This window comes from Kitasatospora sp. NPDC058444 (assembly GCF_042721415.1).
Taxonomy (GTDB): domain Bacteria; phylum Actinomycetota; class Actinomycetes; order Streptomycetales; family Streptomycetaceae; genus Kitasatospora.
In genome coordinates this window covers 17,699-38,068 of record NZ_JBHXLL010000059.1, presented here as the reverse complement: position 1 = coordinate 38,068, position 20,370 = coordinate 17,699, and the positions used below count along the sequence as shown (strand labels likewise).

Here is a 20,370-nt window from a genome sequence, read left to right as displayed (position 1 = left end):
CCTGCCGGATATGGCCGAACCACCGGTGTTGGGTGCCCTTGAGTGCCGTCCTGGCGTGCTTGCACGACGTCTGCCAGGGGCACGTAGCGGGCCGGAGACCATGTCGTCCGACATTGCTGGAGCTCGAATGATGGATCGATCGAGGGTGCTTGACGCCCCCGGTGCCCTTCCCCTGTTGGGGCACGCGTGGGAGCTGTGGCGCCGGCCGCTGGCGTTCCTGTCCTCCCTGGCGGGAACGTGTGACGTGGCCGCACTGCGGCTGGGACCCCGGCCGGCGCATCTCCTGGTCAGTCCCGAGGCGGTGTGGGAAGTCCTGGTGACCCGCAATCAGGACTTCAACAAGGGCGCCCTGTTCGAAAAAGGCAAGGCGGTCACCGGGAACAGCATCGTCGCCTCGGAAGGGGACTTCCACAAACGTCAACGGAACCTGTTGCGGCCGGCGTTCTCGGCTTCGCGGTTCGGCGCCTACACCGAACTCATCCGCGACGTCGCGCAGGACATGTCGGCGCGCTGGCACAGCGGCCGCACCATCGCAGTCGACCAGGAGATGTTCAGGATCAGCGCCGCGGCGGTGATGGTGTGCCTGTTCTCGGCGCCGGGGCTGGCGGAGGAGGCCGCCGCGGTGGCGATGCGCTCCATGCCGACGGTGGCCACCGGTGTCGCCATGCGGGCCCTGTCCCCCTCGCAGCTGCCGTTCCGGCTCCCGCTGCCCGCCAACCGGCGCTACGAGCGGTCGCTGCGCGACATGCACGCGGTGATCGACCGGATCATCGCCGACTACCGTGCCACCGCGGTCCGCCACGGCGACCTGCTGTCCATGCTGCTGGACGCCCAGGACGAGGAGAGCGGCGAGCGGATGACGGACGCCCAGATCCACGACGAGTGCGCCGGGCTGCTCGCGGTCGGGTCCGAGACCACCGCCCGTACGCTGGCCTGGATCTTCCACATCCTGGGATCCCGTCCGCACATCGCGGCGAAGGTACGGGCCGAACTCGACGACGTCCTCGGCGACGGCCCGGTGACGTACGAGGCCATCACCCGCCTCGACTATCTGCCCCGTCTGGTCGACGAGGTGCTGCGGTTCCACTCGCCGGCGTTCCTGTTCACCCGCTCCCCGCACACCGACCTCGACCTGGGCGGGCACCGTGTCCCGGCGGGGACGCTGATGCTGTGGAGCCCCTACGTCCTGCACCACAACCCGGCGTTCTTCCCCGCGCCCGAGCGGTTCGACCCGGACCGGTGGATCGAGCCCACCGCCGAAGCGAAGCGCGCCTTCCTGCCCTTCGGCGCCGGCCCGCACCGCTGCATCGGCTCCGCGTTCGCCGTCAACGAGATCATCACGATCCTCGCCACCGTGACCCGCCGCTGGCACCTGGCCCCGGCCGCCACCGGGCCGGTGCGCTCCACCGCACTGGCCATCCACTTCCCCACCCGCCTGCCCATGGTCCCCGTCCCCGTCACCGCCGCGAGCTAGCCACGCCCCGCCTCTCGACCGGCCGGCTCGCCGCGAGATGGCGGGCCGACCGGCCTCCAGGTACGCCGGACAGGTCTGCGGCCACGGGGCCGGCAGTGCCTCCGCTCCTTCGAGCTGTTGCCGTGCTGCCTGAACACCGTGGGCCGGATCTCCGGCTGGGCCGGACGGCCGCCAGAACCCCACCGAAGGCTGCGGGGCGACGGCGACGCGGCGTCCTCGGCGTTGATCGCCGGCGAGAACCACCGGGCCCGTGAACCGGCTCGGTCCTCGCGCCCCGGGCCCGAAGGCCCAGGCCCGGGGCGCGCCGTGCGTACCAGGGACGGGGGTGTCAGGGGTTCGGGTGGGTACCGTGCTCGGGGTGTGTGGTGTTCTCGATCGGAAGGCCGTCGATGCGCGGGACGTCCGCCCAGATGTGGACGTCCCTGATGTCGGTGGTGGCGGTGGCTGCTCCCCCGGTCAGGGTGAAGGTGAAGGTCTCGCCCGGTTCGATCGCCTTGCGGGCCGACCAGGGCGCGGCGCTCAGTTCGACGAGCAGTCCGCGGTCGTGGGGTTTCGCGGAGACCACCTCGGGTGTGATCGGGTGGCCGGTGGCGTTCACCGGGCCGCCGAGTTGTGGGGGCAGGACGAGGGACAGGCGCCAGTTCGCCGGGATGGTCCTGCCTCGGGAGGGGTTGGAGACGGTGACGGCGGCCTCGAAGTAGCCCACGTCGCGGCGCCGCGTGCGAAGGGCCAGGCTCGGCCGGGTCCCGTCGTGTCGGCGCCGGGGGGGCGACCTTGACGAAGACCCACCTCATCCGGAGGTCTTCCGGGTCGAACACGGCGGCCTCCACGAGCGTGTCCACGTTCGTCGTCAGGAATCCCTGTGCTCCTCGGCTGACGACGTACGTGCCGTCGTCCTGGCGCGTCCACGCGAACGACGTGCCTGGCACGTCCAGGGTCACGGCGACCGCGGGAGGCTTCACGCGCAGGTACGCCCCGGACGCGGTGTTCCTCAGGCATCCGGCGTCGTCGGGCGACCAGAGGGCCCCTGTGGCGTCGAAGTCGCGGGTCAGGCCGATCTGCGAGCCCTGCGCGAGGCTCTTCGGCACGAGGTAGCGGCCGTCGTGCACGGACTGGAGCAGGTACTGTCCGCCCGCCGCGGGTTTCTCCGAGGGCCTGTGGTGTGTTGGCAGCGGGCGGAACCCGAACGCCATCCATTCGATGCCGGCGATGACGGGGCGCCCCCAGTCGTTGAACTTGCCGCCCTGGATGTCGGAGAGGACGTAGTCGGTGCGGTAGAAGTCGATCCCGTCGCGGCTCAGGGTGCCCGTGTTGCCGACCCATCCCGGGGGCGCCTTGGTGGTGTCGTTCTCGCCGCCGACGCCGAACGCGAGCTTGAGCACCCCGTGTTCGGCGCCGTCCCACTCGATGCCCCACACGTGGGTGACGGGGCGGGCGCCGGTCTCGATCGGGCTCGGGGCGCCGGTGTCGGTCTTGCCGACCGACACGACCGGACCGACGGGCTTGCCGTTCCAGGGCTGCCAGCGGGCGCCCGCGACGCGCGAGCCGTCCTTGACGCTGCTGCGGTACACGGTGAGGTCGCGGACCTGCGTGTACGGCAGGGGACGTGCGCGCACGGCGGCGGGCATATCCTCCATGATCCTGCCGAGCGGGCCGTCGTAGACGACCCAGTCCAGGTCGACATCGTGACCCTCGGGGTACTGGAGGGCGTCGAAGTAGGGCCAGGAGCTGTGCTGGGCCCAGCCGTTGAAGACCATCTCGCGTTCGTAGCGCAGGCGGTCCTCGTCGGCGCTGTAGGCGTTGAAGCCCTTGTCGTAGGTGCGTTTGGCACGGTTGGGGTAGGAGTCGGGGTCCTGGGTCCCGACGATTTTGGTGAGCTTCCCACTGAACGTGTCCACGGTCGAGGGTTCGAAGCCCCAAGCGCGGCCGTGCAGGGTCATGTCACGGAGCAGGACCAAGTGGAGGTTGACGACCTGGATGAACAGCGGCAGGACCAGGACCGGGTTCAGCTGCGTGCCGGTGGGGTTGAAGCGTGGTGCCGCCGCGGCGATGACCGTCTCGGTGGCGATCCATTTCGCCCGGATGGCGGGAAGGTCCTCGCCGAGACGGGCGAGGTCGCTGTAGTCCTCGGCGGCGGTCCGCAGGCCGTTCAGGTCCGCCTGCAGTTGTTCGTAGTACGCCTGGTTGAGCTTCTCGCCGATCAGTTTCTCGACCTTCTCGCGCAGCTGGCTCCACACGTCCGGGCCGGGGAACAGGTGCTGCAGGATCAGCCCCATCGCCGCGCCCGCCACCGTCCCGATGCCGGGAACCAGCTTCAGCAGCGCCGGCAAGGCGACCTTGACAGCGTCGATCGCGGTCTGCGAGATGTCCTTGCCCTCGCGTGCCCACTGACCGAACGCCCCGGCCGTGGTGTCGGCGCCGGCCCGCTCGCCGGTTCCTCGCTCCTGGCTCATTGCCCCTCCCCGCCCCGCGGTTCGCGGTGCACCGGCCGGCACGCCGCGCGAAGCCCAGACAATCAGTCGGTTACGACCTGTTGAAGGCGCTAACCGGACATCGCGCACCGCCTGTCGCGGACACCGCACGGGACCGCAGTAGCGAGCCGGGGCCGGTGTGCCGTTCGAAGCGCGCGATGGTCCCGGCCGAGTCCACGTCGCTCACCCCTCGCGCAGGGAACGACCACAGCACGGCACCCATTGGGGGCGAAGGCCGAAAGTCGCGCAGGACGCCGGAGCTTCCCCGGTCCTGGCCGGCCCGGACCGGACGACGCCGAGCGCGCGGCCCTGGGCCGTGGACGGACGCAGTTCGCCGGGGCCGTCGCTGCGATCGACGGGGGCCCGCGTAGGCCAAACGGGTGATACCGGCCGGTACTGCGAGCCCGAACGGTGCGGCTCACTAGGCTCCCGTGATGTTCATACGACCAAGGGGAGGGCTCGCATGGCGAAGACGGGACCCGGGGACGGCGTGGTGGGGATCATCACCACCGTCGCGGGCTGCTTGGAGTTCACGGACGGCAAGGGCGACGGCGGGCCCGCGACACAAGCGGATCTCACCTTCCCGTCGGCGGTGGCGGTGGACGCCCACGGCAACCTCTACATCGCCGACACCGGCCGCAGCCGGATACGGAAGGTGTCGGCGGGCGACGGGATCATCACCACCATCGCGGGAGACAGGCATGCCGGGAGCGGTGGTGATGGTCCCGCCACCCGCCCGCCGCTGTATGAGCCGCAAGGGGTGGCGGTCGACGCGCACGGCAACCTCTACATCTCCGACACCGAGCACCACCGGGTGCGCAAGGTGTCGGCAAGTGACGGGACCATCACGACGGTGGCGGGTACCGGTGAGCGCGGCTTCGGTGGTGACGGCGGCCCCGCCACCCGTGCCCGGCTCCAGGCGCCGGAGGCGCTGTGCGTGGACGCGCAAGGCAACCTCTTCATCGCGAGCGACTCCCGGGTGCGCAGGGTGTCGGCCGTCGACCAGACCATCACCACCGTCGTGGGCACCGGCAGGGCCGAGGGCGGCGGCGATGGAGGCCCCGCTCGGCTCACGGCCATCTACACCCCGAACGGTCTGGCGGTGGATGCCGAGGGCAACCTCTACCTGGCCGACGGGATGCTCGAAGCGGTGCGCAGGGTGTCGGCGAGCGACCAGACCATCACCACCATTGCGGGAAGAGGGTTTCGCCTGTACAGCGGTGACGGCGGCCCCGCACGCGAGGCCTACTTCGACCGTCCTGAAGGGGTGGCGCTGGACTCCCGGGGCAACCTCTACATCGCAGACTCACACAACTACCGGGTGCGCATGGTGTCGGCCGGCGACGGGACCATCACCACCGTCGCGGGAGACGGCAAGCAGGGCACCGGAGGGGACGGCGGCCCCGCCATCAAAGCGCGGCTGGCGCTTCCGAACGCGGTGGCCGTGGACGCGCAGGACAACCTCTACATCCTTGACAGCGGCACCGTGCGGAAGGTGACGTTCACCGCTCCGAAGCCGGCACCCGCACCGGCACCCACAGTGCCGAAGACCCGCGCGAACCTCTCCGGGCAGGCGTCCTGCGACAACCAGAAGACCACGCCGGCCGCGGCCTTCAAGAAGCGCCTCACGGTAACCGCCAGGAGCACCGACGACGGCTCGCTGCTCGCGGGAATTCCCGTGCTGTTCACCGTCTCCGGCGGCACCGGCTCCCACTTCCCCAACGGTGCCGCGACCGCGGAGGCGGTCACCGACGCCCAGGGCACGGCGAAGGCCCCCCAGCTCACCGCGGGCCCCACCCCCGGCACGGTGACCATCAGCGTGGAGGCCCACCGCAACCCCGGCAGCAACCCGGCCCGCTACCGGGCCCAGGTCACCCCGGCCTGACCGAGACGCGCCCCTGGTGGGCCCGGACCGCCCCGGACCCACCAGGGCTGCCAGCAGCCCCGTTCGCCGGTGCATCAGCAGGGGCTGCCCTGCCCTGGAAACCACCGGCCACCACCATGTTCTCCCCAGGACAACCGCCAGCGTGCCAGGGAATATCGCACGATCGGAATGACGCTCCCCGCCAGTCGACGAGCGCGAGCGCCGTGTCGTTGCGCTCACCGGAGGTGCTGGCCCACACGACCCTGGCCCCCGCAGTGCCGGTGCCGGCCCCTTCGCGGCCGTCACTCGAAACGAGCCGCACCCATCTGAATGACCAGGGGCGTTGTCGGTGGGTCGGCCAGCGGTGACAGACGTCGGCGCTATATGTCAGCTAAAGGCATCAACAACATGATGTCCTCCCCGCGCCTGCGGGGGTCAGCCGTTGATCCACGCCGTCATGAGAGGGCTCAGCAAGTCCTCCCCGCGCCTGCGGGGGTCAGCCGCGCCCGGCCGCCGTCGAGCCGACCCTCTTCGAGTCTTCCCCGCGAACGCGGGGGTCAGCCGTTCGTGGACCTGGTCCAGGAGGCGGTGGAGGAGTTCTCCCCGCGAGCGCGGGGGTCAGCCGCCTTCGTCGGTCAGGGTGGGCAGGTCGGTGACGTTCTCCCCGCGAGCGCGGGGGTCAGCCGCAGATCGCCCCCGAGCCGCCGGCCGCACGTTCTCCCCGCAGGCGCGGGGGTCAGCCGTTCACCAGGGGCACGGTCAGCCGAGGTTGAGGTTTCTCCCTCCGCGGCCACCCGAGTCCTCCCCGCGAGCGCGGGGGTCAGCCGGCCGAAGCGTCGTCCCCGTCGCCCTGCTTCCCGTCCTCCCCTCGCCCGCTGGGGCAGCCGCCCATCACGGCCCTGGCCGGTCCTCCCCGCGCCTGTGGGGGTCAGCCGAGCACCTGGGCCCGCCGGGCGCCGGCCGACGAGTTCTCCCCGCAGGCGCGGGGGTCAGCCGGCCACACCGGCATCGACCCGACCCTGCTGCGCGCCCTCCCCGCGCCTGCGGGGTCAGCCGGTGGCCGACGCGGGCGGCATCCTCGCCTCCGTGCCCTCCCTGCGCCCGCGGGGGTCAGTCGGTCAGGGTGTCGGCGGTGGTGTGAGCTGGCAGACGACGACGAGCTCCAGGCGGGGAACGACGTAGTAGGCGAGCAGGCCTCCGGCGACGTCGAGGTAGCGCATCGACTCGCCGCTACCCTGGTAGGAGGTGCCGTCGAGGTAGAGCGCCTCGGCGGCGCGGACCAGTTCGGCGGCCCGCTGCTCGACAGCGGCAAGGAAGTCGGCCAGGGCGCCGGCGGTGACGTGCCGCTCGCTGGGCAGGTACTCCCAGCTCCAGGTCACGCGTTCACCGCCGCGTAGGCGGCGCGGTAGAGCTCGGCGACAGTGGTGGCGTGCTCCCGGCACTCCTGCACGGTGCCGGCGTGGTTCGCGAGGTAATTCGCCCGGTGGTAGGCCTGGGCAGTGGCCGGGTGCCGCTCGACCTCCACGACGGCGGCCCAGTGCGCGACGAAAGCCCGGATCGGCTGGACGCTGCCCGTGGCGATGGCCTCGGCCATCGCCCTCGTCTGCCCGTCGATCATCTCCGGAAGGCGGTCCGCAGCGACGACGGCCAAGGCGGCCTTCAGCGCGGCCGGACTTCGCTCGGGCCGGGGGATCAGCTCGATTCCGTCGTGCACGGGCTGACTCATGGCGACACTCCATCTCTCGTCTGCTGCGAGGCTACTCGCTTCGGAACGTACGGTCAGCGGCCTCACCCTGCAGTCCCCCCGCGAGCACGAAGGGCAGCCGGCCAACGCAGGCGACACCAGCGGCGACCTCCCCGCGCCCGCGGAGGTCAGCCGGAGTGGCCAGCCGCCGTACGGCTGACCGTGCAGTCCTCCCCCGCGCCCGCGGGGGTCAGCCGGCCATCGAGGACGCCTGCGGCGTCTCCTCCAGCTCCTCCCCCCCGCCTGCGGGGGTCAGCTGATCGTGGCTGCGGTCCAGGCCGAGGTGCGGGCGTCCTCCCGCGAGCGCGGGGGTCAGCCGGCCATGACGCGCGGACTCGCCGAGCTCGGCATGTCCTCCCCGCGCCCGCCGGGGTCAGCAGAGGTAGCCGGGGGGGCAGCTTCGCGCCGTTGGCGTCCTCCCCGGGCCCGCGGGGGTCAGCCCCGTAGGGGTCGACTACGCCATAGCCACGGGTATTCGACAGCAGCACCGCACTACGGGGGTCGCCGAATGGCTAGCGTCGCCTTCCATGACGAGGACCACGCCCTTACGCCCGATCGATGTCGAGGCGCTCTTCCCGGAACTGGCTGCCCACCGGGGCACGACGACGCGGCTGCACCCGCGGCCCGGCAGTCCGCAGACATCGGACAGCTCGGTCGGCGGTCCCATGCTGTGGCCGGCGGACGAGCCGTGGCCGGTGTGCCGTGTGGCGCACGGCCGCGGGCGGGGGCGGCGCCCGGTCGACATCCACCACTACCGGCAGGTGCTGGCCGCCGCCTGGGCCCGAAACCAGGCCGCAGGCCCGACAGAGGAGGAACAGGAGCTGCTGCAGGAACTGCACCGGGAGCACCGGATCCCGGGGACATCGGAGACGGATCCGCTGCCGATGATCGGCCTGGCTCAGCTGTACCGGCGCCATGTCCCCGACCTCCCGGCCGGACCGGGAGGCTGCGACCTGCTCCAGGTGTTCTGGTGCCCCTTCGACGCCCACGGCCCGAGCCGGTACGACCCGGCGCTGCACCTGCACTGGAGGCGGTCGTCGGACGTCGACGAGGTGCTGGCACCGCAGCCGCAGCCTCCGGTCGTCGGATCGGACGGGTTCGTTCCCGAGCCCTGCGCCCTGCACCCGGAGCAGGTGGCCACCTACCCGTTCGCCGGCCTCCTACCCAAGGACCTGTGCGCCCGGATCGACGCCTGGGACGAAGCCCAAGAAGACAAAGCCAAGCAATCGACGGACGAGAACACGGCCAAGCCGATCGGCTACCAGTACGACCTGTCCATCCCGCCCGGCTGGCGCGCAGGCGGCTTCGCCTCCTGGCACGCCACCGACCCGTACCCCATGGACTGCCAGACCTGCGGCACACCGATGCGCCTCCTGCTGACCATCGACAGCACAGAGTGGGACGGCGGCAGCAGCAGCTGGAAGCCACTGGAAGACCGACACCTGCCCACCCACCAATACGCCACCCCCACCGAAGTCACCGTAGGCCGGCGCGGCGAACTCAACGTCTTCGCCTGCCCCACCGATCCAGACCATCCGCACCGCTGGAGCACCCAATAACTCGAGGGCAACGGCCCCGTACCTGGTGCGGTACTCCACTCATCGGTGACCATGGACGCTGTCGCTTCTCTTGACGATGCCTCCTCCCCTCGGCTCCGTCCCGATCCACGCGGGCTCAAGCCCTGCCCGGACGCCCGATGGCGACCGCGGAGCACGCAGTCGCGGCCGTCTGCCACCATGGGCGCTGCTCCTTGACACCTCAACAGGCCAGCCCGCCTCGTGCCCCTCGGCAGGATGGTCAAGAACTGGCAAAGCCGTCAGAACGGTGCAGGTCGCGAAGGTCCTCCCCGCATGCGCGGGGGTCAGCCGGTCGTCGGGCACGCCCAGGTCATGGCCGCGGTGTCCTCCCCGCATGCGCGGGGGTCAGCCGGTCGTCGGGCACGCCCAGGTCATGGCCGCGGTGTCCTCCCCGCATGCGCGGGGGTCAGCCGGACCGCCGATGAGCACCACGACGCCCGCCCACGTCCTCCCCGCGCCTGCGGGGGCAGCCGACCATGGAGACGGAGAAAGGGACGTCGAGTGGGTCCTCCCCGCGCCCCCAGGGGCTTGGCTCGTCTTCAGGGCCAGCCGTCATGCGGTGCTGCAGTCCGTGACAATGGCTCCTTCCCTCGGCTCCGTCCCGATCCACGCGGCTCAAACCCTGCCCGGACGTCCGGTGGCGATCGCGGAGCACGGTGTCGTGGCCGTCTGCCACCATGGGCGCTGCTCCTTGACACCTCAACAGGCCAGCCCGGCTCGTGCTCCTCGGCAGTCTGGTCACGAGATGGCAAGGTCGTCAGAACGGTGCAGGTCGCGAAGGGTCCTCCCCGCGAGCGCGGGGGTCAGCTGGCAGCCGTCGACGTCGTCCTCACGGCCTCCACATCCTCCCTGCGAGCGCGGGGTCAGCCGCAGCCCGCCCAATTCCTCCCGCTCCCGCAGTTGTTCTCCCCGCGGACGCGGGGGCGCCGACACCGCGGGCAGCGCCAAGACCTTCCTCGCCCACCTACGCGCCCTGCGGCGGCAAGGCACCCAGACCACCTTCTCCGTCGGGCATGCCGTCACCGAACAGGTCCGCAAGGCCATCCGGATCCTGCCCGACCAGGTCTGGCACCCGGCCCTGGAACAGGACGGGACCCTTCGTGCCGGCGCCGAGGTCGCCGAGCCGACCGGCCTGGTCGACCTCACCGGATATCCGGGCGGCACCCGCATGATCGTCCGACGCGAGCGTCCCCACCCCGGCGCCCAGCTCTCCCTGTTCGACCAGGACGAAGGCATGCGCCACCAGGTCTTCCTCACCGACACACCCGTCGCCGACGGCGGTTCGATCCAGTACCTGGAGGTCCGCCACCGCGCGCACGCCAGAGTCGAGGACCACATCCGCTGCGGCAAGACCACCGGCTTCGGCCGCTTCCCCTCCCGCCACTTCGCCATCAACCAGCCTGGCTGGAGCTGTCCCTGACCGCCATCGGCCTCCTCGTCTGGGCCCGGACCCTGCTACTGGAAGGCGAGTTGGCCACCGCCGAGCCCAAGAAGCTCCGCTACCGCCTCCTGCACGCTGCGGCCCTGATCACGCGCGGAGCCCGCCGCATACACCTGCGGATCGCCGCCACCTGGCCCTGGCGCGCCACGAACTGGCCGCGGCGTTCAGCCGCCTGGCGGCACTACCCCGACCGGCCACCTGACAGACCAAGCCGCCCCTGACCACGACACGACACGAGGGCCCAGGAGCACCCGGCCATCGCGCCGGGCCCTCGGCATGCCCAACCTCCAACGGCGGCCTCGAGACCTCCGATACAGGGATCGCCTCAGATCAACCGACGCGAACCGAAACATGGAGGCTAGGCACAATCAGCGGGTCATGACAGCAGATTGGTCACCCCGTAGCAGCGGAAATCCACGGCCCTCTTCAAGAAGAAGCCGAGCTCAGCGGCTCCTTCCCCTCGATGAGCACACTGCTGACCATCGACTGACACCACCCCACCCACTCACAAGGCCACCGCCGGGGTCCCGCACGGCGGGTGTCGCCGTGAGCCGATCGGACGAAATCCGTGGACACCCGCCGCCGGGGTCCCGGCCGGAGACCCTGTGGGCTGAACACTGACTGCCGCCCGGAACCGGCGAGCGCGAGGGAGCGAGGAGACCTGGTGAACCACGGAATGAGCGTGCTGCTCCGGGTGATTCCGCTGCTCATGGGCGCGGTGTCGGCCGCGCTCGGCGGCTACGTCCTCGCGCACTCCACCGGGCCGAGCGCCCGGGTCGCGGGCCTGACGCTGGTCTTCCTGGCCGCCGTCTGTCTCTGCCTGTTCGCCGTCGCGGCGACCGTCGTGCGGCAACTGATCGGCCGTTTCGGCGTGTTGGAACGGATCGGCTACCCGGCGTTCGGCTTCGCGGTGGCCGGGGCCGCCGTCGGCTACGGGCTGGGCCTGCTGGCGGAGAGCCACCGGCCGGTGGCCGACTTCGTGGCCGGCAGCGTGGTCCTCGGCATCGGCCTGGTCTGCGTGTGCGCCTCGTCGGTGGCCGCGGTCGCCACCCGCTTCACGCTGATCGGGCAGAACGCCGTCCTGCCGGAGGGTTCCCCGCCGCGCTCGCCCGCGCCGTTCGGCCGGTCCGCGGCCTGGGTGCTGGTGGCGGTCCCAGTCCTTGCGGCCGCCGCCGCCTGGGCATGGGCGATCGTCATGCTGGCCAACGGGGGCGGCGGGGACTCGGACGGGCGCTTCACGGCCGGGCATGTGGTGGTCGACCAGGCGATCGTCTGCACCGCCCTGATCGGGCTGGTGATCACCCTGCTGCGGCAGATCCGGAACACGTACACCCGGCGGGAGCGGGTCTGGTGGCTCGTCCCGGCCGCCGTGCTCGGCGCCATGGACATCACCGGGGGCCTGGTCGTCGTCGCCCTGGACCCCCGGCCTGGTCAACTGGCCACCGGGTACGTGCAGATCGGGCTGGGTCTGCTGTGCTGGACAGTGCTGAGCGCGGTGCTGCTGCTCGCCCTCGGCTGGCGCCGTGCCGCGCCGCCGGCCGGCCGCGCCCCGCTGGTCCCGGTCGGCACCACACTGCTGTGCCTGTTCATGTCGGCGTTCCTGTTCGAGTCGGCCGACCCGGACGTGACGGTCGCGGCCCGGGTCCTGGTCGGCCTCGGCGCCGTCTGCTTCTCGCTGTTCGCCGTGGTCTCCGTCCTGGAGGCCGGCGTCGCCGACCGGAACTGACCGGCCGCCCGAAAAAGCCGGCCGAGAAGGTGACACACGCGGAGAAAGAGGCCCGAAACCTCGCCGCAGCCACCCAGCACCGCGAGCGGGAAGGGCACCTCAACGTGCCGCGCAAACACAAGGAGACCCTGCAACTCGCCGACGGCGAGCACAGTCGAGATCAGCCTCGGCCACCAGGAGCCGCTCCGCTCCGAAACAGAACCAGAACGGCCACCCCACAGAGCGCCAGCCGACCGCGCGCAGCCGCCGGGGCGTCCCGGGCCGCCAGGTCGGATCGCGGGTCGGGACCGCGGTGCAGCAGTGCGGTACGGATCCTTCTGTCCAGGGGAAACGCGCCCTTGTCCAGGGGAAACGCGCGGCCGCCGCCGAGGTGGTCCGGGGCACGTCGTGGGAGCGGATCGCCCACGGGCTGCACATCACCGCGCAGGAGGCCACGAAGATGTGGCAGGGCGAGGTGGACAGGAATATGGAGGCCCTGCACGACAACACCAGCCCGAGGAGCTACGGCACCATCAGCTGGGGGCCATCGACCGCTCGATCGCCGCACTGCCCGAAAACCGCTCGCCTTTCCCACCGCGACCGCTCGGCCCGGTTCGGTCCTGGACGCCGGAGCCACCTGGACGGTCCTGCCGGGGCTGCGGGGGCCGGCCCGCAGAGGGTTACCCGCTGGCGGCGCGGCCGGCCGGCCCGGGCCGGGGCCGCTGACCGGTGCAACGGCGGGTCGGCGGACGTCGCCGACGTGGCGCTTGCCGGTGGCGGGCCCGGCCCACCAGGGCGGCGGCCTCCTCCTCGGTGAGACGGCCGTTGGCGCGGACGATCTCGCGCAGCGTCCGGTCGACGTCCCTGGGCCATCCGTGCGGCGCCGCCGCAGACGTGGAGGCGGGCGCCGCTCCAGAAGCCGCCCCACCCGGCGACACCCTGGAGCCGCTGCCCGCGCCCGCCATGCACCGTCGGGAGGTGGACCCGGTCTGGTCGGCGCGGACGAAGCCCCTGGCGAGCTTGTTCGCCAGGTACGGGGCCTCCGGCGTCATCTGCCCCGGGCGAGGTCGCCGCAGTCACCGGCCCGTGCGCGTCGAGGGCCGCCCGCAGCCGGCGCGCCGTCGCGGAGGTCACCTCGTCCACGTCCACGGGGCGGCGCGGCCCACCGTCCCGGGCCGGTGCGGCAGGCGGCGGGCCGGCGGCGGCGGGCCGGCAGGCGTCAGGCCGGCGGGGGCGGGACGGTGACCGGGGAGGAGGCACCGGGGAGGAGGAGGCGGGGCGTGCCGGTGCCGTCGGCGGGGGTGGCCCAGACGTCGGGGGCCTGGCCCGCCCGGGCCGGGAGGGCGTAGGCGAGGGTGGCGTCGTCGAGCCAGGCGGCCTGGTCGTCGACACTGCGGGTCTCGGCCAGCGGGTGTTCGTGGAGGTCGGCCAGGTCGAGGACGTGGAGGCGCCAGGGCGCGGCGGGATCGGCGGAGACCTTCTTCTTGAAGGCGATCCGGGTGCCGTCCGGGGAGAGCGAGGGGCATTCCACGTTCTCCCGTAGGGTGCGGGCCGACCAGGCCTTGAGGTCGCCCTCGACGAGGTGGGTGCGGCCGGCGGTGGAGACGGTGGCGTAGAAGCGGTTGTCGTCGGCGGCGAAGTTGACGCCCCAGTAGTTGACGTCGGCGGCGTGGTAGCGGGTGCCGCCGATCGTCAGCGGGATCTCCTCGACGGACTTGATCAGGTAGCCGGTGCGCAGGTCGAGGATCGAGGTGCGGGTGGAGAAGCGGTCCGCCGCGTAGGAGTCGCCGACGGCGAAGGTGGTCCAGGAGAGCACCTGGCCGGAGGGCGAGACCCGGGCCCGGTTGGGGATCCCGGGGACGATCACCGACCGGAGCTCGGTGAACCGCCGGTCGTAGACCACGGCCTGGGTCCGGGCGGGGGTGCCCGGCAGGGCGCGCAGGCACAGGGCGCGGTCCCCCGCGGTGTAGAAGCGGGCGCAGGACGGGCCGCCGGGCTCGCCGCCCGGGCTGCGGGCGACGCGGCCGGTGGCGGTGTCGCGGTAGTAGAGACCGGGCTGGTCGAGCGTGAACGAGACGTCCGCGGCGACGGGTTGCGGTCCGCCGTCCCGTTGGCGGGCGTGCACCACGTAGCCGAGGGAGCCGCCCAGGAGGACGAGGGCGGCGAGGACCAGCAGGACCGTTCGCGACTTCATCGGCGCGCCTTCCTTCCCGGGAGGATCCGCCAGGCGGCGGTGAGTGCGGTGGCCAGGGCGAGGGCGGCCGCGACGAGGGCCGGGCGCGGCCCCCACCACGTCCAGGCCGCGCCGAACCCGGCCGCGCCGACCAGACGGGCCAGGGCCTGTCCGGTCTGCAGGACGGCGAGGCCGCTCGCCCGGCCGGCGGCCGGGAGCGCGGGCGCGGCCAGCGCCATCAGCACGCCGTCGGTGGCGGCGTAGAAGACGCCGAGGAGGACCAGGACCAGCACGGCGGTCGGCAGGCCCGACGGGACCAGGAGCGTCAGGTAGGCGGCGAGCAGCGCGCCGTGGCCGAGCAGGAACGGGATCCGCCGTCCGGCGCGGTCCGCGATCCGCCCGGCGGGGACGGCCAGCAGCAGGTAGCAGGCCGCCGCGCCGAGCGGCAGCAGGGGGAAGAGCGCGGCCGACAGGTCGAGGCCGCGCTGGAGCAGGAGGTAGAGGAAGGAGTCGCCGACGGTCGCGGCGCCCAGCAGCGCGGCGGCCGCGACCACCCGCCGGAAGGCGGGGTCGGCAGTCGACCGGGCCGCCGTGCCGGCCGGGCCGGGTGCGGCGTTCGGCCCCGCGGCCGGGGCAGCGGACCCGTCAGCGGTCGGGGCAGCGGACGGGAGCGCGTTCGGGAGCGCGGACGGGACCGGGCGGGTCGATGCGGCCCGTGGCGGCGGTGCCGACGGGTCGGCCGGGACGAAGAGGCCCAGCACCACGACACCGAGCAGGCCGGTGGCGAAGCTGACCACGAACACCGCGTCGTACGCGTCCGCGGTCGCCCACAGCACCACGAAGGCGACCAGCGGGCCGAGCAGCGCCCCGGTCGTGTCCATCGCCCGATGCACGCCGAACGCCCGGCCGAGGGTCTCCGGCGGTGCGCTGAGCGTGATCATCGCGTCCCGGGGTGCGGTGCGCACGCCCTTGCCGAGCCGATCCGCGGCCAGCGCGGCGGCGATCCCGCCGGCGGCCCCGCCGGCCATCAGCAGGCCCAGCCGGGAGAGCGCCGACAGCAGGTAGCCCGCCCCCGCGACGGTCCGGTGCCGGCCGGCGCCGCGATCGGCGAGCCGCCCGCCGAGGAGCCGGACCAGTGCCGTGGCTCCGTTGAACAGTCCGTCGAGGAAACCGAACTGGAGGGGTGAGAGGCCGAGGCCCAGGACCAGGTAGAGCGGCAGCACGGCGGTGACCATCTCCGAGGAGACGTCCGTGACCAGGCTGACCGCGCCGAGCGCGACGACCGTGCCCGGGACGCGCCGCCCCACCCCGGCGGGGCGGCGCGGCGCGTCCGGACGACGGCCCGTGGTGGCCAGGTACATCATCAGTGGCAGCTGTAGGTCGGGCTGGTGTCCTTGGCCTTGCCGTCCGTCCCGACGAAGCTCCAGCCGTACCCGGAGTCGGTGAAGTCCAGCTTCAGCACGCCGTAGTCGCCGCTGATCCGCTTCTGGCTGTTCGGCTGGACCTGCTCGATCGGGTACGGCTCGGCGCCGCCCATCCCGCCGACGATCTCGACGATCCCGTCGGCGGTGGCCTTCCCGTCCGGGTCCTGCGGGGCGAACCGCTCGTAGTGGTGGTCGTGCCCGTTGAGCACCAGGTCCGCCCGGGCGTCGTAGAGGATCCGCCACACCGGCCGGGAGACCGGGTCGTTGCCGTGCCCGCCGGAGGAGTACAGCGGGTGGTGCCAGTAGGCGGCGACGCACTTGCGGGTGTTGGCCGCGAGGTCGGCCTTGAGCCAGTCGATCTGGGCGCTCTGGTCGAAGGCGTTGGAGTCGAGGGCGACGAAGTGCCAGTTCCCCTCGTCGAAGCTGTACCAGCTCTTGCCCTGCGGGTAGGCGATGCTGCCGAAGTACGCCTTGTACCCGGAGAGCGAGCCGGCCGGGTCGTAGGTCTCGTGGTTGCCGGGGACGGGGTGGGTCTTCGCCTTGAACGCGCCCCAGCTCTTGTCGTAGTAGGCGCGGAAGTCCGACAGCCGGGCGTCGTCGTACTGGTTGTCACCCATCGTCAGATAGAACTTCGGGTCGATCCTCTGGGCGAGGGCGGCGGTCTTCGGGTGCGCGCAGGCGCTGTCCGAGGCGGTGCACTGCGCCGCGATGTCACCGGCCGCGACGACGGTGAACGCCCCGCCCGGGGCGGTCCCGGTCGGCGACGGCGTGGCGGTCGGCGAGGGCGTGGCGGTCGGCGAGGGCGTGGTGTCCGTGACCCCGTAGACCTCCATCTCGAACAGCGAGTACCCGTAGGACGTACCGCGGGCCGTGCCGTACATCCGGACGTACCGGCCCTTGCCGGTCAGCCCGGTCCAGTCGTCCGTGCCGCCGTTGCCGGCCTTCTCCTCGGCGACGGTGGTCCAGGTCGCCCCGTCCGCCGACACCTCCAGCCGGTACGCCTTCGCGTACGCGGCCTCCCAGGAGAGCTTGATCCGCGAGACGGTGGCGTTCGCCCCGAGGTCGACCCGCAGCCACTGCGGGTCCTTCCCCTCCGTGCTCGCCCACCGGGTACCGGTGTTCCCGTCGAACGCCTTGCCCGCCGCGTAGGACGAGCCCTCCGTGGACGAGGCCGTGGCGGCCCTGCCCCGCGAGAGCAGCGGATCGGCCGCCGCTCCCGCCCGCCCGGACCAGCCGAGCAACAGTCCGCCGACCAGCACGAGCACCGCGGCGAACACTCCGATGTGAACAGGCCTTACCGAGACTTGGGGACGCATCCCTGAACTCCCTGACCTCGAACGACGGCGAGAGCTGGACTCCGGCGGGGCCCGCACGCGATCCCCGCCGGTCGAGCGGTGGTTCCCTCACCACCGCGGCGGCCGGGTCAGAGCTCTCGCTGAGCGCGTCACACCCCGATCGAGGGGGCGCCGCGCCAAGCCGCCGCAGAGAGCCTAGTAAAAAGTAAAGTTTCCTGACAATAGTCCGGGCGTGCCGAAATCCCGCGCGGATCGACGGGCGCCGGCCTACGGGCGCCCTGGAGCGGCGACCCGAAAAATACCCCCGGGGGTACAGTGGAGACAGAAGCACGACGCGCGGACCGCGCACCAGGAACGGAGCACGATATGGACTACGGGCTCTCCACCACCCTCGATAAGCGGCCCTTGACCTGCTTAAACGCGGATGAGGTGGCATCGGTGGGGGTCTCGCGTCAGGACCCACGGCAGGCGCTACGTCAGGGCCCATGGCAGGCCGGCCAGGGGCCAGAGCACTGCCAGGCGACAGATGACTCGTTGGGTCGGTGGTGGGCGGCGCCATACAGCACTGGCCTCATGCGTCACTTCTTATCGGCGCGGACACGTCCCGTAAGCCGTCGCACGCACCCGAGCGCGTTCGGACGCGTCTCTGCGCTGTCGCAGCACTGGTGCGGTCTATCGCCGGCGGGCACACTCTAACTCCACGGTCGCGGCATGAAGGCTTGTCAGCGACTCGGACACTCCCTCGCGAGGTGAACCATGACCGCCGGTGATCTCGACACCACATTCGGCACGTCCGGAACGGTTACCGTGAACTTCGGCCAGGCATCCATCGCCAACGCACTCGCCATCCAGTCCAACGACAAGCTTGTCCTCGTCGGCCGCGTCGGCCCCGTAGCCACCGGCGACTGGGGCATCGCCCGTCTGAAGAAAGACGGAGCCCTCGATCCGAGCTTCGGCACCGGCGGTCTGGTCACCATCAACTTCACCACTGCGGAAGACGTCGCCCGCGCGGTGGCCATCGACTCCAGCGGAAACATCGTCGTCGGTGGATTCGTCGGCTCGGAACCGACAGGCGCCATCGCCTTCGCCCGCCTGACCTCCAGCGGCGCTCTCGACACCACGTTCAACCCGAGCGGCAGCGTCCCTGGCACTGTCACCTACCGCATCGACCCCACTCTCGGCAACGCGGTACGTGCTCTGGTCATCGACTCCTCCGGCAAAATCCTCGGTGTCGGAGTCGCCGGGGCCAACCCGGGCTTGATCCGCCTCAACGGCAACGGCTCCCTCGACACCACGTTCGCCGGGGGCGCGGGCAAGGAATCCGTGTCCATCGGCGCAGCCGGGCACGTGTTCGCGCTCGCGCTGCTGTCCTCGGGCGAGTTCGTCGTCGCCGGGTTCGACACCACCACCACGACTCTGGACGACTTCCTCGTCGCTCAGTTCACCTCCACCGGGTCCCTCGAGACCACGTTCGGGAGCAGCGGCTTCACTGACACCGACTTCAACAGCCTCAACGACCTTGCCTTCGCCGTCGGCCTGCAGAGCACCGGAAAGATCGTTCTCGGTGGCGACACCGACTCCACCGACCCCGTCGGAATCAGCGGTAACGTGAAGGCCGGATGGACCCGCTACTCCACCGGCGGCGCCCTCGACACCACCTTCGGCACCAGCGGCAGGACCCAGATCAACCCCACCCTGTTTGCCGACGGCGTACGCGGCATCGTCATCGACAGCAGCGACAGGATCGTCTCCGCCGGGTTCATCGGTGAAACCAACGCCCTGACCAGCTTCGCCGACCCCGTCGCTGGCAGCTTCGGCGTCTACCGCCTCACCTCCAGCGGCGCGGCCGACACCAGCTTCGGGGCCGCTGGCGTCGGATGGGTCCGCACCACCTTCGCCAACGGCGGTGACGGAGGGCGCGCCGTCGGCCTGCAAAGCAGCGGAAAGATCGTCGTGATCGGCGGCGCGACCACCGGCACCCTGCCCCAGCTGAACTTCGCCGCGGCCCGCTACCTCAGCTGACACACCCGGACAGCCAATCCGCTCCACCGAGGGGCCCCTTGCACAGCGAGGGGCCCCTCGAAAATGCAAGATCAAAATGCACAGCCCCAGATCGCAGCGGGCGCCGCATTCCTTCATCCCGGAGCTCGGTACCGCGCACAAGTGCAACGTTGAACGCCAACAGCCAGAGATGGCCGGATACATCGAGATCGCCGAGTCCTCCCCGCGCCTGCAGGGGTCAGCCGCTCTCGGAGCAGACTGCCGATCTGCTGTACAGGCAGTCGTGAACTCAACCCGAAAGCGGGACAAGATGCCCAACCCGTCGCCTGTGGGCGGGTCAAGGGGGAGACTCATACGCAGCGGCCGTTCTCTCGTGCTTCGTGACTCGACATCTCGAAGCGTGGAGAACGGCCGCCTCCGCTGTCCCGGGAAGAAGCGCAGATCAGCAGGTCGGGTGACCTGCGAGGTTAAACGGAAAGCTGAGATGACAAGCTCAGACGGCTCAGGTCGAGCGGTGCGGGCCGAGGTCGAGGAGGATGGCCGCCAGTTGCTCCGCGGTGAGGCTCGGTGCGGGCAGGGCCGATGTAGGGCGTGTCTCGGCGCGCAAGCCGTCCAGGAACAGGGCAAGTTGCCGGCGCCAGGCATGTGGAGGGCCCACGGCCTCGAGTGAGGGGGCGGAACGGCCCAGCGTGGCCAGGCTCATGAGCAGGTCCTCGACCGTGACATCGGAACGCATCGCGCCGTCCCGCTGGGCACGGTCCACCAGCAGGGCCATCGTCTGGTGATTGTGGACGTGGACGGCGTCGAGGGAGGTCACACCCTCGACCGGGGTGGTCATCAGATCGTTGATGCCGCGGTCCGCGGCCAGCACCGTGAAGACCGCCTCCAGGTAGTGGGCCAGGCCTTCCCAGGCGTCGGTCGCGCCGCGGGCTTCTTCCCCGGCTGCGATCGTTCCCTGGAGCGCGTCCTGGAACACCGCGTCGATCAGGGCGGCGCGGGTGGGGAAGTGCCGGTACAGGGTGGCGTTCCCGACGCCGGCCCGGCGGGCGATCTCGTCGAGGGGAGCGTCCAGGCCCTGGGCGGCGAAGGCCTTGCGCGCGGCGGCCAGCAGCAGCTCGCGGTTGCGCCGCGCGTCACGCCGTACCGGCGTGGGCCGTTCGGTGCCAGGGGTCACACTCTCGCTCCTTGTGTTGCTCGCGCC

The 20,370-nt window shown here is 71.7% G+C and carries 12 protein-coding genes and 1 pseudogene; 6 read left to right on the top strand and 7 right to left on the bottom strand.

Translation table 11 applies throughout. From position 1 onward, the window contains the following. Positions 1-10 precede the first annotated feature (10 nt). Complete coding sequence (locus tag ACFWP2_RS36280) at positions 11-1,474, top strand: cytochrome P450 (protein WP_380459738.1); 1,464 nt, start codon at positions 11-13, stop codon at positions 1,472-1,474. Here the strand turns inward: ACFWP2_RS36280 and ACFWP2_RS36275 are convergent. After that, on the bottom strand, positions 1,471-3,927 hold the full coding sequence (locus ACFWP2_RS36275; protein WP_380459735.1) for an insecticidal delta-endotoxin Cry8Ea1 family protein: 2,457 nt from the start codon (positions 3,925-3,927) through the stop codon (positions 1,471-1,473). The genes ACFWP2_RS36280 and ACFWP2_RS36275 overlap by 4 nt on opposite strands. Positions 3,928-4,408: 481 nt before the next feature. Here ACFWP2_RS36275 and ACFWP2_RS36270 point away from each other — a divergent pair, with 481 nt between their 5' ends. After that, positions 4,409-5,830, top strand: a complete 1,422-nt coding sequence (locus tag ACFWP2_RS36270) for a hypothetical protein (RefSeq protein ID WP_380459733.1) — start codon at positions 4,409-4,411, stop codon at positions 5,828-5,830. A gap of 1,097 nt (positions 5,831-6,927) precedes the next feature. Here ACFWP2_RS36270 and ACFWP2_RS36265 read toward each other — a convergent pair. After that, positions 6,928-7,188 (bottom strand): hypothetical protein, encoded by a 261-nt coding sequence (locus ACFWP2_RS36265; RefSeq protein ID WP_380459731.1) that lies wholly within the window; start codon positions 7,186-7,188, stop codon positions 6,928-6,930. Then, positions 7,185-7,535 (bottom strand): hypothetical protein, encoded by a 351-nt coding sequence (locus ACFWP2_RS36260; RefSeq protein WP_380459729.1) that lies wholly within the window; start codon positions 7,533-7,535, stop codon positions 7,185-7,187. The genes ACFWP2_RS36265 and ACFWP2_RS36260 overlap by 4 nt, the downstream gene beginning before the upstream one ends. 545 nt (positions 7,536-8,080) lie before the next feature. Between ACFWP2_RS36260 and ACFWP2_RS36255 the strand changes: the two genes are divergently transcribed. The 3 genes and pseudogenes from ACFWP2_RS36255 (at position 8,081) to ACFWP2_RS36245 (ending at position 12,297) form a co-directional block, all read left to right on the top strand. Next, complete coding sequence (locus ACFWP2_RS36255; RefSeq protein WP_380459727.1) at positions 8,081-9,112, top strand: hypothetical protein; 1,032 nt, start codon at positions 8,081-8,083, stop codon at positions 9,110-9,112. 943 nt (positions 9,113-10,055) lie between these two features. Then, positions 10,056-10,773 (top strand): annotated as a pseudogene (locus tag ACFWP2_RS36250) (transposase); the annotation flags it as partial. Positions 10,774-11,235: 462 nt separating this feature from the next. Continuing rightward, entirely contained in the window at positions 11,236-12,297 is a 1,062-nt protein-coding gene (locus tag ACFWP2_RS36245) for a DUF2776 family protein (protein WP_380459725.1), read from the top strand. A 1,198-nt stretch (positions 12,298-13,495) separates the two neighbouring features. Here ACFWP2_RS36245 and ACFWP2_RS36240 read toward each other — a convergent pair. From ACFWP2_RS36240 to ACFWP2_RS36230, 3 genes are read right to left on the bottom strand one after another with little or no spacing between them, the layout of a single operon-like run. Continuing rightward, positions 13,496-14,470 (bottom strand): hypothetical protein, encoded by a 975-nt coding sequence (locus ACFWP2_RS36240; RefSeq protein ID WP_380459723.1) that lies wholly within the window; start codon positions 14,468-14,470, stop codon positions 13,496-13,498. Beyond that, positions 14,467-15,810, bottom strand: coding sequence for an MFS transporter (locus ACFWP2_RS36235; protein WP_380459750.1), 1,344 nt, complete (start codon positions 15,808-15,810; stop codon positions 14,467-14,469). Before ACFWP2_RS36235 ends, ACFWP2_RS36240 begins: the two co-directional genes overlap by 4 nt. 2 nt (positions 15,811-15,812) lie before the next feature. Beyond that, positions 15,813-17,189: a discoidin domain-containing protein gene (locus ACFWP2_RS36230; protein ID WP_380459721.1), complete on the bottom strand. Its 1,377-nt coding sequence runs from the start codon at positions 17,187-17,189 to the stop codon at positions 15,813-15,815. 735 nt (positions 17,190-17,924) lie between these two features. Here ACFWP2_RS36230 and ACFWP2_RS36225 point away from each other — a divergent pair. After that, the gene (locus tag ACFWP2_RS36225) at positions 17,925-19,190 is read left to right on the top strand and encodes a hypothetical protein (protein ID WP_380459719.1); all 1,266 of its coding nucleotides are present in this window, start codon (positions 17,925-17,927) and stop codon (positions 19,188-19,190) included. Positions 19,191-19,671: 481 nt separating this feature from the next. On the opposite strand, the gene ACFWP2_RS36220 is transcribed toward ACFWP2_RS36225, so the two are convergent. After that, entirely contained in the window at positions 19,672-20,343 is a 672-nt protein-coding gene (locus tag ACFWP2_RS36220; RefSeq protein ID WP_380459717.1) for a TetR/AcrR family transcriptional regulator, read from the bottom strand. Positions 20,344-20,370: the final 27 nt, after the last annotated feature.